10 protein-coding genes are annotated in these 14,437 nt (G+C 71.6%); 4 read left to right on the plus strand and 6 right to left on the minus strand.

Going from position 1 to position 14,437, the window contains the following annotated elements; all coding sequences use genetic code 11:
* Together hemL and NBZ83_RS08465 are read right to left on the minus strand one after the other, a co-directional pair.
* A partial coding sequence (hemL, locus tag NBZ83_RS08460) for a glutamate-1-semialdehyde 2,1-aminomutase (RefSeq protein WP_261574688.1) occupies positions 1–1,282 on the minus strand: 1,282 nt, incomplete at its 3' end.
* Between the two features lie 342 nt (positions 1,283–1,624).
* Entirely contained in the window at positions 1,625–3,460 is a 1,836-nt protein-coding gene (locus tag NBZ83_RS08465) for a DHA2 family efflux MFS transporter permease subunit (RefSeq protein WP_261571108.1), read from the minus strand.
* Between the two features lie 469 nt (positions 3,461–3,929).
* Between NBZ83_RS08465 and NBZ83_RS08470 the strand changes: the two genes are divergently transcribed.
* A complete protein-coding gene (locus NBZ83_RS08470) occupies positions 3,930–5,186 on the plus strand; it encodes a TAXI family TRAP transporter solute-binding subunit (RefSeq protein WP_261574689.1) in 1,257 nt (418 codons plus the stop codon).
* Between the two features lie 14 nt (positions 5,187–5,200).
* Here the strand turns inward: NBZ83_RS08470 and NBZ83_RS08475 are convergent, their stop codons facing one another.
* Positions 5,201–6,277, minus strand: coding sequence for a toll/interleukin-1 receptor domain-containing protein (locus NBZ83_RS08475; protein ID WP_261571110.1), 1,077 nt, complete (start codon positions 6,275–6,277; stop codon positions 5,201–5,203).
* A gap of 129 nt (positions 6,278–6,406) precedes the next feature.
* Between NBZ83_RS08475 and NBZ83_RS08480 the strand changes: the two genes are divergently transcribed.
* The 3 genes from NBZ83_RS08480 (at position 6,407) to NBZ83_RS08490 (ending at position 9,833) form a co-directional block, all read left to right on the plus strand.
* Entirely contained in the window at positions 6,407–7,054 is a 648-nt protein-coding gene (locus NBZ83_RS08480; protein ID WP_261568941.1) for a GNAT family N-acetyltransferase, read from the plus strand.
* Positions 7,055–7,237: 183 nt separating this feature from the next.
* Complete coding sequence (locus NBZ83_RS08485) at positions 7,238–8,107, plus strand: SAM-dependent methyltransferase (protein WP_438803228.1); 870 nt, start codon at positions 7,238–7,240, stop codon at positions 8,105–8,107.
* Positions 8,108–8,321: 214 nt separating this feature from the next.
* Positions 8,322–9,833: a methionine--tRNA ligase gene (locus tag NBZ83_RS08490; RefSeq protein WP_261574690.1), complete on the plus strand. Its 1,512-nt coding sequence runs from the start codon at positions 8,322–8,324 to the stop codon at positions 9,831–9,833.
* 123 nt (positions 9,834–9,956) lie between these two features.
* On the opposite strand, the gene NBZ83_RS08495 is transcribed toward NBZ83_RS08490, so the two are convergent.
* From NBZ83_RS08495 to hemB, 3 genes are all read right to left on the minus strand, one after another.
* The gene (locus NBZ83_RS08495) at positions 9,957–12,482 is read right to left on the minus strand and encodes a heavy metal translocating P-type ATPase (RefSeq protein WP_261568943.1); all 2,526 of its coding nucleotides are present in this window, start codon (positions 12,480–12,482) and stop codon (positions 9,957–9,959) included.
* Between the two features lie 43 nt (positions 12,483–12,525).
* A complete protein-coding gene (locus NBZ83_RS08500; protein WP_261568944.1) occupies positions 12,526–12,738 on the minus strand; it encodes a heavy-metal-associated domain-containing protein in 213 nt (70 codons plus the stop codon).
* Between the two features lie 571 nt (positions 12,739–13,309).
* Entirely contained in the window at positions 13,310–14,380 is a 1,071-nt protein-coding gene (gene hemB, locus NBZ83_RS08505; RefSeq protein WP_438803298.1) for a porphobilinogen synthase, read from the minus strand.
* Positions 14,381–14,437: the final 57 nt, after the last annotated feature.

Consider the following 14,437-nt stretch of genomic DNA (forward strand, 5'->3'; position numbering starts at 1 on the left):
CGGCGGCGGCGATCCGCTCCATCGTGGCGTCGTCGTGGGCGGCCGAGACGAACCATGCCTCGAACGCCGACGGGGGCAGGTAGATCCCCGCGTCGAGCATGCTGTGGAAGAACGCGGCGTAGCGGGCGGCGTTCTGCGCCTGGGCACCGGCGTAGTCGACGACGGCGGCGGCGTCGGTGAAGAAGAAGCTGAACAGCGAGCCGGCGCTGCTGGGCAGGTGGGCGACGCCCTCCTCGGTCAGCGCCGTCGACACGATGCCGGCGACGTCGGCGGAGCGGGCGTCGACGGTGGCGTAGACCTCGTCGGTGCAGGCCCGCAGCGTGGCCAGGCCGGCGGCGACGGCAATCGGGTTACCGGACAGGGTGCCGGCCTGGTAGACGGGGCCGGCGGGGGCGAGCCGCGCCATCACGTCCGCGCGGCCGCCGAACGCCGCCGCGGGCAGGCCCCCACCCATCACCTTGCCGAAGGTGAACAGGTCCGGCGACCAGTCCTCGATGGCGCCCTCGTTGCCCCACCAGCCGGCCCGGGAGATCCGGAAGCCGGTCATCACCTCGTCGAGGATGAGCAGCGCGCCGTGGACATCGCACAGCCGGCGCAGCCCGGCGTTGAAGCCGGGCAACGGCGGGACGACGCCCATGTTGGCCGCGGCGGCCTCGGTGATGACCGCGGCGATCGTGTCGCCGCGCTCGGCGAAGACGGCCTCGACCAGGGCGAGGTCGTTGTAGGGCAGGACGATCGTGTCGGCGGTGGCGGCGCCGGTCACGCCGGGGGTGTCGGGCAGCCCGAGGGTGGCCACCCCGGAGCCGGCGGCGGCGAGCAGGGCGTCGACGTGCCCGTGGTAGCAGCCGGCGAACTTGATGATCGTGGACCGGCCGGTGAAGCCCCGGGCCAGCCGCACGGCGCTCATCGTCGCCTCCGTGCCGGAGTTGACCAGCCGCACCTTCTCGACCGGGCCGACCCGCTCCACGATCAGCTCGGCGAGCTCCACCTCACCCGGCGTCGGCGTGCCGAAGCTGGTGCCGGCGGACACCGCCCGCGACACCGCCTCGACGACGGCCGGATGGGCATGGCCGAGGATCATCGGCCCCCAGGAGCAGACCAGGTCGACGTAGGTACGACCGTCCGCGTCCGTCAGATACGGGCCGTCGCCGGACACCATGAAGCGAGGGGTGCCGCCAACGGCCCGAAAGGCGCGGACCGGGGAGTTGACCCCACCGGGAACGACACGCTCGGCACGCCGGAACAGCTCTTCCGAGGCCGGCGCGGCAGAGGGAACCACCATGCCCCCGATCCTCGCAGGTCCACTCGGCCACCCGCGCCCCGCGTGGCCAGCGGCACGCCCGCGACGGCCCGTCGGCGCGCCCGTGAAGCGCCGCCGGCGGACGGGGGTTTGCCCCGGCCGCCCACCGGCGGCGGCCTGTGCGCCGGACCTCGGCCGGCCGACGACGCGGATCGCGTCCGGCAACAGCTCCGAGGCCACCTTCCGCAACCGCCGTCGTGGGTGGTTCGACAGGGATGCCGGGCCCGCGGCGGTGGCGGATGGGATGGCGACGTTGTCCTGATAGTGCCCGGTGCATCGGCCACGCGCCCGGTCCCGAACTACTGATCGATAGGCGAGCCTGGCCTAGCCGGGGGTCCCCCGACGGGCGGTTCGCCGCAGCAGCGGACTTTCCCGCCGACCCACCCCGCGGATGACCCGTTCGGGCGTGAGCACTCTCACACCATCCGCACGTTTCATCGCCGCATCCGTGCACCGGCCAGGAAGCCGCCGGCCCGTGCGGTACCGCCTGATCATGCCCCGGCAGCGACCGGTCGGCCGCGACAGGGCCGGGACGCCCCGGGGTGGGCGGGGGCCCGGCAGCAGGAGCGCCACCACGCCGGCCACCGCCATCAGGGCCACCGAGAACAGCAGGGTGTGGCGCAAGGCCGCGACCACGCCGCCGGCCGCGGCGGAGGGGATGTCGCCGGAGAGGTCCGCGCCCTGGTCCAGACCGGCCAGGCTCGCCAGGTTCGACGCGAGCAGCACCGACGTGAGCGCGGTGCCGATGGAGATGGCGACCTGGTTGATGATGTTCAGCAGGGTGCTGCCGGCGGCGGTGTCCCGGTCGGGCAGGTGACGCATCGCCGTCGTGATCGTCGGCATGATCGTCGCGCCGGTCCCGATCCCGGTCACAGCCATCGAGGTGAGCAGCTGCCAGTAGGGCGTGTCCTGGTCGAGCAGCAGCAGGGTGGTCAGCAGGCCGGCGGTCGCGATCACGATGCCCGCCCCGACGACGCGCGCCGGCGGGACCCGGTCGATCAGCCGGCTCGCGACCTGCAGCGACAGGCCCGTGGTCAGCGCCTGCGGGATGGCCAGCAACCCGGCCGTCGCGGGGCTCTGCCCCCGGACGAGCTGCCAGTACAGCGGCACGATGAACATCGATCCGAAGTAGGCGGCCGCGAACAGGCCCAGCGTGCCTGCTCCGGAGGCAGCGGCACGCTGCTGCAGCAGGCGCACCTCCACCAGCGGGCGTCGCGTCGGCAGCCGCAGCGCCCGCAGCACGAACACGACGCACATCCCCAGCCCGATCAGCGCCGGGACCAGCACGGCCGCCGAGACGGCGGTGCCGCGCCGGCCGCTTTCCGCCAGCCCGTACACGACGGCGGCCAGTCCCGGCCCGATCAGCGCGAGCCCCGGCACGTCGAGCCGCTCGCGCACACCCGCGGGCGCGTCCCGCGGCAGCAGCAACAGCGCCAACGGGATGGCGACCAGCGCGATCGGCACGTTGACCAGGAAGATCCACCGCCAGGAGTACTCGACGAGCCAACCGCCGAGAGTCGGCCCGGCGAGCGGGCCGACTAGCACGGGCAGCCCCAGCACGCCCATCGTGCGGCCCCGGACCTCCGGCCGCGCGCTGCGCATCGCGATCGTCATCGCGATCGGGTTGACCAGCCCACCGCCGATTCCCTGCACCACCCGGAAGGCGACGAGCGAGCCGATGTTCGGTGCCAGCCCCGCCAGCAGCGAACCCAGCCCGAACAGGGCCAGCGCGGCGACGTAGACGCGGCGGGTACCGAATCGCGCGGCCAGCCACGTGGTCGTCGGCACCGCGACCGCCAGCGCCAGCGTGTAGCCGGTGGTCACCCACTGGATCACCGCCAGCGGAGTGTGCAGATCCCTGGACAGGCTGCGGATCGCGACATTGGTGATGGTCACGTCAAGCACGACCATCAGCCCACCGAGCACCAGCACGGCAAGCGTCAGCCGGGTCTGCCGGTCGATACCGGCGGACGGCGGCGCTGCCGACGTCCCGGCCACCGACCCGACCGGTGGCCCGGACTGCCGCCCCGGCGCGGCGTCGGCGCTCTCGTCGGCGGCAGCGCTCTCGTCGGCGTCGGCGCGGGAGGTGCCGAGATCACCGGCCCGCGGATCCGGCGCCCCTGGATGGTCGGGGACTGTCCTGGGCGAGTTGCCTGCCATCACGGTCCTCCTCGGCCCGGGCCGTCCGGCGGCACCTCCACCACACCCGGTCGCAGACCACCTTCGAACCTGAAGTCAACATGAGGTCAAGCCCGCCGGGGTCGGTCGCCTCCGCGAGGATCCCGGCGATTACCTCGACGGAGTCGCGGGCACCTGACGCGACACTCATGCCGGGATCGTGGGCACTTTCTTTGCTCAGGATCAGACGGCGAGCGTTCGGACCGTGGAAAGCAACCAGCGTGGCGAGCGCGAGTCATTTTGTCCGGGCGGCGAAGGAACGGTTGCGGACGAGCTAACGCAGGAGCGCGGCGGCCTTCACCTCGAGGGTGGGGAAGGCAGCACATCCGAACACTGTTGCCCGGGGACCCACACGAATCACGCCGCCGGTAGAGTGATGACAGCTCGACGCTCTCCGCCCAGAAGCGGGCGGAACGCCGCGGGGCGTACGTCGAGCCAGGGGGCTGGGGACATGACGGACGCAGTTCGGCGGAAGAGCGATCCGCGCCCGCGGAAAATCATACGCGTCTCGTGCGTTTTCGCGGCATTCGCCATTCTTTTTCTGGCACTTTTCCATGGGGTTCCAGCAGCATCCCCAGAGCATGACTCGACTGCCACGCGGCGTTCCGACTGCACAACAGTGTACATATTCTACGGAAATCCGCAGTCGCCGTACAAGGCTTTCGCGGAGAAATTAGGTAAGCAGATCCAGGACGCCCTGCCCGGAGTAAACATACAACATCCAAAGACTGAGGGCGGCGCGGACAACCTCTACCGCCTCGAGGATCCGCAGGTTGGCGATCCACAGGCCGCCCGATGCTCGATTGCGATGACCAAGCTCAATGTCGCGGTAGACGCAACGTACGGAGTTTACCAGTTCAACCCCGAGCCAACCGAGGCAGAGGGACTGGCAACCCCTCATACACAGAATCAGATACCGGGGCTGCTGACGGTCGGGCCGGCATTCGACGATCTCCTGCAGATCGTCGTCCGGGACCCGAACATGAAACTAGAACAGCTTTGCGACAGGCCGCTCAGTATCGGACTTCCACGGTCGGGTTCACGGCAGTTGACCGCGGTATTCTACCGCGCGATATGCGGGCAGGAGCTGCGGGAGCTGGTCGGGGGTCGGGTGATGGCGTACCAGAGAACACTGGACCAGGGGTTCGATCTCCTCAACGCCGGCAAGGTGGACGCGGTGATCTGGGTGAACGCGGCACCGACGGAGACCATCAGGAAAAAGATTTACAGCCATCAAGCCTATCTGCTCACCGACAACGTCCCATCGCACATGGTAGACCGGGGCGGAGAAAATATGTCCGTGATAGACAGAATGAACCGGGACTGGAAGAACTTCTACGAACCAAAGGTGGGCGGGGAATACCGTGACCAGCCGATGATACTGTCTCGCGAAATCCTCGCAGAGGATTATGGCACCACAGATAAGATCACGACCGTCGGCGTGCCCAACGGCCTGGTCGTCCGGGCTTCCACCGACTCCACGCTGGTGGCGACGGTGGCCCGCATTCTGCTGGAACGCAAGAATCGCGACGACCTTGCGAAGGAGCTCTGGCCGCATGACCCGGCACACAGCCACAGCCTGGCGGATGTAGGAAAATATGTGTACGACGTGGCGTCATCCCTCTTCTGCTACGTGCCGTTGCATCCGGCCGCAGCCGAGGTCTACCGACAGTTCAACCTTCCGCCGCAGGACTGCGTGAAGAAGTAGGAGCACGCCTGGTATCAGTTCTGCCGGGACGGCTGGCCGTCCATCCCTCGTCGCAGCCTTCGGCGAAGCCGGCAGGGGCGGGCGCCCCGCCGCGAGATGTAGCTGATGACAAGCGAGATGCCCAGGGCCAACACGGCTTCGATCCCGGTGCGGAGCGCTCCAGCGCTGAGGCCGAACGGGCGGGTCGCGACCACGAGCACCCCCGCACCCGCTACTGCGGAAAGGGCCATGCGACGCACCAGCCGGCGGGGGGCCGGCAGAATAGCGAAGGCGAGCATCGTCATCGCCGTCCCGATCCCGACAGGGCCGAGGACCTCGCCTGGTCGGGCGGCCCACCACCTGGACGACGTGGCCGCGCCGCCGGCCAACGCCCCGGCCGCCACGATTCCGCCCAACACCGGCGCGACGGACGCGACGGAACGGAAGGTGAGCCAGCGACCGTCCGTGGTCGGCCGGTCCTCCACGTCCGGTACCAAGGAGCCCGGCTTGTCCAGCAGCGGCGGTGCCGTGTGCTGGTCTGTGACCTGACCGGACGCCTCGATCTTGTCCGGGGCGGGAGCGCCGGACGTACCAGTCACGGCGACCGCAGAGAGGCTGGGGGATCGTGCCGGTGACGCTGAACGGGCGGGGGGATACACCGGCTCGGTGGTGGGCCTCATCCGGCCGGCTTCCGCCGCGCGTATCGCGGCGAGGAGACGCTGCTGGGCGGTGTCGAGAGCAAGGTCGAACAGGTCGACAGTGATTAATGGGCTCAAAACCCCATCAGGCTTGCAGTCTTCGACCCGGATCGGGACCAGCTTGCGGGTGATCCCGGTCGGGTCGTCGTTGTACGCGGCCTGCCACTCCTGCCCGTCGCGCGTCGAGGATAGATAGGCATGCGACAGGACGGCGATGGTCCGCTTGGCTCTGGTGACGGCCTGGTTCATCATGAACACCCAGTTCGAGCCTGGCACAGCGTCCCACGCCTCGATCTGAACCTTGTAGCCGGCCCCCTCCAGATTCCAGGCTATCCACTCCGCCCAATCTTGATCAGCCTTGATATAGGAGATTAAGAAGTCGCTCTCGGTCGCGCCATCGTCAGCCCCCGACATAGCACACCATCTTGCACCACTGCCACCATCGACGACACGTCACGTCGGATATGGACGCCGCCGCTCGTCGCGGGAGCTGGGGTCGGAAACTCGGATGCGCCGCTGGCGATCCGCTGGTAGTCCATCACCATGGACAATCCCTCATGGACGATCCGGCCGGCCCGCGCCGACGAGGCCGACCGGCTGCGGGCCGTCGATGACGAGGCGGGCACGCTGTTCGACGGCCTCGGGTTGATCGACGAGGCCCTCGACGGGCCATTCCCGCCCGACAAGCTGACCCGCCTCCTCGGCCTGTCCCAGGTCTGGGTGGGCTGCCCGGGAGACGACGGCGTCCCGGTCGGCATGGTGATCGCCTCGGTACGCGACGGGCTCGCCTACGTCGAGGAGCTGGCCGTCCTGCCCGCTTACGGCCGGCGGGGACTCGGCGGACGTCTGCTGGCCACGGTGGGCGACTGGGCTCGCTCACGCGGCCTGCCCGCGGTGACCCTGTCGACGTTTCGCGATGTGCCGTGGAACGGGCCGTTCTACCGCCGCCACGGCTTCCGGGACCTCTCCCCCACCGAGTGGACGCCGAGCATGCCGGCGATCCGAGCCGGTGAGGGGGAGCACGGCCTGCGGATCGACGCCCGGGTCTTCATGCGCCGCGACCTGGCCGTCCCTGCGAAGGGTGATCGGAGTCCCCTCGGCGCCGAGCCCAACCGTCCCATCCGCCCGAAAGACACCTGCCGGCCAGGACGACAGAACCAGCACAGGCATTCGACCGGCCCGGTGTGCTGACTCCCTGGGATCGAGGCCCAGAAGCCGTCCGCAACACCCATGTCGGCGTGACCGGTTACGCGCACTATGCTGATTCGGAGAGAAACTGCGCGGCTACCAGGCGAAACCGTGGGGCGCCCGCGCGATCAGGCTGCGGCACCGCGGCGCCGAGCCAACAGGCCCATCGATCCGGGAGTGCGACGCGTGGCAGACTCCGACCTCGACTCCGCCGTCCGCCCTGACGGCGCCGGGACCGACCGGCCGGCCGCCGCCGGGTTGGCGCTGCGGACCGACCAGCCGCACTCGGCCCGGATGTACGACTACTACCTGGGCGGCAAGGACAACTTCCAGGCGGACCGGGACGCGGCCGAGCAGGCGATCATCGCCTTCCCGAACGCGCGCATCGCCGCCCGGCAGAACCGGGCGTTCATGACCCGGGCGACCCGGTTCCTCGCCGGCGAGGCCGGCGTCCGCCAGTTCCTCGACATCGGCACCGGCATCCCCACCTCGCCGAACCTGCACGAGGTCGCCCAGGACATCGCCCCGGACACCCGCGTCGTGTACGCGGACAACGACCCGATCGTCCTCACCCACGCCCGCGCCCTGCTCACCAGCACGCCCCAGGGCCGCACCGCCTACCTCGACGCCGACCTGCGCGACGTGGAACGCATCCTGACCGCCCCCGAGCTGCGCGAGACCCTGGATCTCACCCGGCCGGTGGCACTGTCGCTCATCGCGGTCCTGCCGTTCCTCGGCGACAGTGACGATCCCTACGGCGTCGTCGGTCGGCTCGTCGACGTCCTGCCCGCCGGCAGCTACCTGACGCTGAGTCATTCCACCGCGGACTTCGACCCGGCCATCGAGCGGATCGCCGCGACCTACCGCGCCCAGGGCATCACCGCGCAGCCGCGCGACCACGCCCAGACAGAGCGGTTCTTCGCCGGGCTGGAGCTGGTCGAACCCGGGGTGCGACCGTTGCACCGCTGGCGCGCGGACGGACCAGCCGGCACGGTCGGTGAGGGGCTGACGGACGCCGAGGTCAGCGTCTATGCCGGTGTGGCCCGCAAGCCGTAGTCGACCCGGGCCACTCCCGGCGGCCGTGGCGGAGGCGGGCGGGTAGGATTTCCCCTGTGTCGACAGCACGTGTCACCGCCGAGGCGGCGGGCCGCCGGATGATGCTGATGTACATGCCATCCGGCCTTTTCCGCGCGTCCTGACAGACCACCGATGAGGCCCCGACGGAGCCTCATCAGCGAGGTTGCGCCCGGGGCGGGAGGATCCGAAACCGATGGGTCGCTACTTCGTGACGACGGCCATCCCGTACGTCAACGGCAAGCCACACGTGGGGCACGCGCTGGAGCTGGTCGAGACCGACGCGTTCGCCCGGTACCTGCGGGCGCGTGGTGACGAGGTCCGGCTGCAGACCGGCACCGACGACAACGCGCTGAAGAACGTCCAGAGCGCCGAGGCCGAGGGAATCACGCCCACGGAATACGTGGAGCGGGTGGCCGCCCGGTTCATCTCCCTGCGCGAACCGCTGGACCTCTCCTTCGACGACTTCATCAAGACCAGCTCCGACCCACGGCACCGGCCGGGCGTGGAGAAGCTGTGGGCCGCCTGCGCCGAGCGCGGCGACTTCTACCGCAAGAGCTACGCCGGCCTGTACTGCGTCGGCTGCGAACTTTTCTACACCCCCGACGAGCTGGTCGACGGCCGCTGCCCCGAGCACGGCACCGTGCCGGACCTCGTCGAGGAGAGCAACTGGTTCTTCCGGCTCAGCCGCTATCAGGATCAGTTGCACGAGCTCATCTCCAGCGACCGGCTGCGCATCGAACCTGCGACCCGCAAACGCGAGGTGCTGTCGTTCATCGAGGCCGGGCTGGAGGATTTCAGCGCCTCCCGGAGCATGAGCCGGGCGCGTGGCTGGGGCATTCCGGTGCCCGGCGATCCCGACCAGGTCATCTACGTCTGGTTCGACGCGCTCGGCAACTACATCACCGCACCCGGGTACGGTACCGACGACGCCGGCTTCCAGTACTGGTGGAATGACAGCGACGCCCGCGTCCACGTCATCGGCAAGGGCATCATCCGGTTCCACGCCGTCTACTGGCCGGCGATGCTGCTCTCCGCCGGCGTGCGCCTGCCCGACACCATCTTCGTGCACGAGTACCTCACCGCCGACGGCATGAAGATCTCCAAGTCGGCCGGCAACGCGGAGGACCCGGCGGACATCGTCGCCGCGTCCAACACCGACGCGCTGCGCTGGTGGATGCTGCGCGACGTCGCCCGCAACGGCGACACCGACTACACCACCGAGCGGCTGCTCACCCGGGCGAACGAGGATCTCGCCAACAACATCGGCAACCTGGTCAACCGGACCGTGTCGATGGTCAAGCGCTACCGGGACGGGGTGATCCCGCCCGTCGCGGCGGACAACCCGGGGGCCGCGGCGCTGCGGGCGGCCCGGGAGCAGGCCCCGGCGACGATCGACGCGGCGTTCACCGCGTTCGACTTCCGCCGCGCCGCGGAGGCCATCACTACGATCGGCAACGAGGGCAACCGCTACGTCGAGGCCGCGCGCCCCTGGGATCTCGCCAAGGCCGAGCGCAAGGAGGACGCGGCCCCGGCCGCCCTCGACGCCGTGCTCGCCGAGCTGGTCGCCACCTGCCGGGAACTCGCAGCCCATCTCACCCCGTTCCTGCCCGACGCGGCGGCGCGCATCGCCGCCCAGTGCGGCGGCGGCGGCCCCCGGGTCGCCGACCCCGCCCCGGTGTTTCCCCGCCTGGAGGCGCCGGCCTGAGCGAACGGTGCCGCGGCGATCGGCGCCGGCGTCTCAGCGCGTGAGGCTGGCCGTCCGCACCTCACGCAGGGACGTCGTCGCCGGCCGAGCAGGTTCGCCAGATGCCCCTGCGGCTGGACGCGTCTAGGGCCGCGCCGCGACCGTGGGGGCCGGTCGCGCCGACGGCAGCGCGACGTGGCCGGCCGGCGGCAGCGGGGTGAACCGACGCAGCCGCAGGCTGTTCGTCACGACGAACACCGAGCTGAACGCCATCGCCGCGCCGGCGATCATCGGATTGAGCAGGCCGGCCGCGGCCAGCGGCAGCGCCGCCAGGTTGTAGGCGAACGCCCAGAACAGGTTCCCCCGAATCGTACGCAGAGTGGCCCGGGACAGCCGGATCGCGTCGGCTACCAGCCGCGGGTCGGCGTTGACCAGAGTCAGGTCGGACGCCTCGATCGCCGCGTCGGTCCCACCGCCCATCGCCAGCCCCAGGTCGGCCTGCGCCAGCGCGGCGGCGTCGTTGACCCCGTCGCCCACCATCGCCACGACCCGGCCCTCGGCCTGCAACCGGCGGACCGTCGCCACCTTCTCCTCGGGCAGGACCTCGGCGATGACGTCCGCGGGCGCGATCCCGACCTCGGCAGCGACCGCGCGGGCCACGGGTCCCGCATCCCCGGTCAGCAGGACCGGATGCAGGCCGAGTCGACGCAGGGCCGCGACGGCCTCGGCGGCGGTGGGCTTGACCGTGTCGGCGACGCTGACCAGTCCGCGCGCGGCGCCGTCCCAGCCGACGACGACCGCGGTACGCCCGGCGTCGCGCTCCCGGACCAGGGCGCCCGCAAGCTCGGCCGGCAGCTCGGCGAACAGTCGGGGCCGACCGACGACCACCGTGTGGCCTTCGACGGTGCCGCGCACGCCGAGCCCGGCGTCGCTGGCGAAGTCCGTCACCGGGGGCAACGACCCGGCGGCCGCGGCCCGGGCGGCGTCCGCGATTGCGCGGGCGATGGGATGCTCGCTGGCGTCCTCGGCCGCCCCGGCGAGGCGGAGCACGTCGGCGGCGCTCTCCCCCGACGCCGGGTGGACAGCGGCGGTCCGCATCCGGCCGGTGGTCACCGTGCCGGTCTTGTCGAGCAGCACGGTCTGCACCCGCCGCGTCGATTCGAGGACCTCCGGGCCACGGATGAGGATGCCCAACTGCGCGCCGCGTCCCGTGCCGACGAGCAGGGCCGTCGGGGTGGCCAGGCCCAGCGCGCACGGGCAGGCGATGATCAGGACGGCGACCGCGGCGGTGAACGCGTCCGTCGCCGACTGTCCGGCAACGAGCCAGGCGCCCAGGGTGATCAGCGCGGCAGTGATCACAACGGGGACGAAGATCGCCGAGATCCGATCGGCCAGCCGCTGGACCCGCGCCTTGCCGCTCTGGGCCTGCTCGACGAGCCGGGCGATGCGGGCAAGCTGCGTGTCGGCCCCGACCCGGGTGGCCCGCACGATGAGCCGGCCGCCCGCGTTCACAGTCGCGCCGACCACCGGATCCCCCGGCCCGACTTCCACCGGCACCGACTCGCCGGTGACCATGCTCGCGTCGACCGCGGACACCCCGTCGAGCACGACCCCGTCGGTCGCGATCTTCTCGCCGGGGCGGACGACGAACTCGTCGCCGATGCGCAACTCGTCGACCGGGATCCGCACCTCGACCGCCAAGCCCGCGGGAACCGCCAAGCCCTCGGACCCGGTCCTCGGGCGGCGCACCGTCACATCCCTCGCCCCGAGGTGCAGCAGGGCCCTCAAGGCCGCACCGGAGCGGCGTCGCGCCCGCAGCTCGAGGAACCGCCCGGCGAGCAGGAACACCGTGACCCCGGCGGCCACCTCCAGGTAGATCGCGGTGGCGGCGCCGTCGGCGTGCCCGCCGGCGCCACGAGACATCTCCCCGGCGCCGTGCGACATCCCGCCGCCGCTCCCGGCGGCGACCTCGGACACGCCGCCCGTCAGCGAGAAGGAGTGCCGCATTCCCGGATCGCCCGCCCCGCCGAGGATCAGCGCGTAGAGCGACCACCCGAAGGCCGCGAGCGTGCCAAGAGAGACCAGTGTGTCCATGGTGACCGCGCCGTGCCGGGCGCCCCGGGCCGCCGCGGCGTGGAAAGGCCGGCCGCCCCACAGGACGACCGGTGTTGCCAGCGCCAGGCTGACCCACTGCCAGTAGTCGAACTGCCAGGCGGGCACCATCGCGAGCACAAGCACCGGCAGCGCCAGCAGCGCCGAGATGGTCAGGCGCCGGCGCATCGCCCGCAGGTCCGTACCCTCCGGCACCACCTCGTCACTCTCGGCGCCCGCCGTACCGCCCGACCCGGCGGTGGTCGCACCGCCCGTCGTGGCGGACGGCCGCGCCGCGGCGACGGGCAGGCTGGCCGTGTACCCGGCGGCCTGCACGGCCCCGATCAGCTCGTCGACCGTCACGGGGCCGGCCACGCCGGCCACGCCGGCCGCGCTGGCAGGCGCCGGCCGGGCGAGGGTGACGGTCGCCTTCTCCGTGGCGTAGTTCACCGACGCGCTGACGCCCTCGATCCGGTTGAGCTTGCGCTCTACCCGCGCGGCGCAGGACGAGCAGGTCATGCCGCCGATCGCGAGCTCGAGTCGGGCCGGCTCCCCGGCCTCGATCCCGACGTTCGTCACGTGAAGTTCCTCCCCGGCCCCGCCGCGCGGTACCGCGCGAGTGTCAGGCCCGGCCGACCAGCTCGTACCCGGCCTCCGCGACGGCCTCGCGGACGGCGCCGTCCGCCAGCGTGCCCTCGCTCACCACCGTGACCCGGCCGTCCGCGAGATCCACCGCGACGCTGGCCACCTCGGGCAGCCGCTCCAGCTCCTCGGTCACCGAGCGGGCGCAGTGCTCGCAGGTCATCCCGGTCACGGTGTAGGCGATCGCGGTCATCGCGGTCCTCATCTCTTCAGCCACTGTCCACAGCCCGGACTCGTCCGCCCGGCAGCCCGAAAGTACCCCTCCCCCGTATAGTGCACGATAACCCCCTGGGGGTATCCGCGACACGGCGACGGATGTCACGGGAGCAGGCCTGGACGCGGCCGGTCAACCCCTGGTCGCAGGGCTGCGCCCCCCGCCGCCCCACCTGAGCGTCCCCGGCTGTTGGCCGCAGCGTTGCCCGCGCCCCGAACGGCGCCGCCCGGTGACGCCCCTGACCAGCCGACGAGCGTCGGCCGTCGGACGTGGGGGAATCCCCCGGACGGGGATGACCGGCCGGCGGCCTGGGAGAACACCCTGGCGGCCCGGCCCGGTGAACCGCGGCTCGCGGCGGCGGCCCGCGTCCGGTCGGTTGACGCGACCGCCAAGCGCCACCATCGACGCACCGCGGACAAGCCTCACATCGACGCGCCGGCCCTCATGGCCCGGCACCATCCGGCCACACGCCCTGACCAGCCCGATCTTCGAGCGCCCTGCCCATCCGGAACCCTCCGCGGGTGAGCGGGTCAGCGCGGGTCAGCGCGGGTCAGCGGGTGGCGGCCAAGCCGCGGGCGACCTCGACGGCCCAGTAGGTGAGGATGATGTCGGCACCGGCGCGGGAGATCGCGGTGAGCGTCTCGGCGATGGCCCGATCCCGGTCGATCCACCCCGCGGCGGCGGCGGCCTCGACCATCGCGTACTCGCCGGACACCTGGTAGGCGGCTACGGGCACGTCCACGGTGTCCGCGACCGCGCGCAGCACGTCCAGGTAGGCCAGCGCCGGCTTGACCATCACCGCGTCGGCACCCTCGGCCAGGTCCAGCGCCACCTCGCGCAGCGCCTCGGCCACCGAGCGCGCCGGATCCTGCTGGTAGCCGGTGCGGTCGCCGAACTGCGGGGCGCACTCGGCCGCCTCACGGAACGGGCCGTAGAACGCCGAGGCGTACTTCGCCGAGTAGGCCAGAATCGGCAGGTCGGTGAAGCCCTCGGCGTCCAGCGCCGCCCGGATCGCGCCGACCTGACCGTCCATCATCCCGCTCGGCGCGACGACCTCCACGCCGGCGCGGGCCTGCGCCACGGCGATCGAGGCATAGCGCGCCAGGGTGGCGTCGTTGTCGACCTCGCCGGCGTCGGTCAGCAGGCCGCAGTGCCCGTGGTCGGTGTATTCGTCCAGGCACAGATCGGTCATCAGCACGATGTCCCCGCCGACCTCGGCGACCAGGTCGGCCAGCGCGAGCTGGACGATCCCGGCGGGGTCGTCGGCGGCCGAGCCGCGTGCGTCCTTCGCCGCCGGCACACCGAACAGGATCAGCCCGCCGACCCCCGCCTCGACCGCCTCGACGGCGGCTTTGAGCAGCGACGAGCGGGTGTGCTGGACGACACCGGGCATCGACGTCAGGGCGACGGGTTCGTCCACGCCCTCCTTGACGAACATCGGCAGGACCAGGTCCGCGGGGTGCAGCCGCACGTTCGACACCAGCCGACGCAGTGCGGGCGAGCGGCGCAGCCGGCGAGGGCGCACCGCCGGAAACCCGGCCGGCAGCCGGCCACCCGGACCCGCGCCACCCGCGCCCCGGTTCCCGCTGCCCACGGCCGACGCACCCGGTATCCCGTTCAACAGCCTCGTACCTCCCCGACCGACGGCTCGCTCCACCTGACGCTACCCACCTCGCCG

Source organism: Frankia gtarii (assembly GCF_025403375.1).
Classification (GTDB): Bacteria; Actinomycetota; Actinomycetes; order Frankiales; family Frankiaceae; genus Frankia; species Frankia gtarii.

Bases quoted from the DNA above. Each gene is read 5' to 3' on its own strand.
- NBZ83_RS08465 (WP_261571108.1), bottom strand. From the start codon at position 3,460: ATGGCAGGCAACTCGCCCAGGACAGTCCCCGACCATCCAGGGGCGCCG.
- NBZ83_RS08470 (WP_261574689.1), top strand. From the start codon at position 3,930: ATGACGGACGCAGTTCGGCGGAAGAGCGATCCGCGCCCGCGGAAAATC.
- NBZ83_RS08475 (WP_261571110.1), bottom strand. From the start codon at position 6,277: ATGTCGGGGGCTGACGATGGCGCGACCGAGAGCGACTTCTTAATCTCC.
- NBZ83_RS08480 (WP_261568941.1), top strand. From the start codon at position 6,407: ATGGACAATCCCTCATGGACGATCCGGCCGGCCCGCGCCGACGAGGCC.
- NBZ83_RS08490 (WP_261574690.1), top strand. From the start codon at position 8,322: ATGGGTCGCTACTTCGTGACGACGGCCATCCCGTACGTCAACGGCAAG.
- NBZ83_RS08500 (WP_261568944.1), bottom strand. From the start codon at position 12,738: ATGACCGCGATCGCCTACACCGTGACCGGGATGACCTGCGAGCACTGC.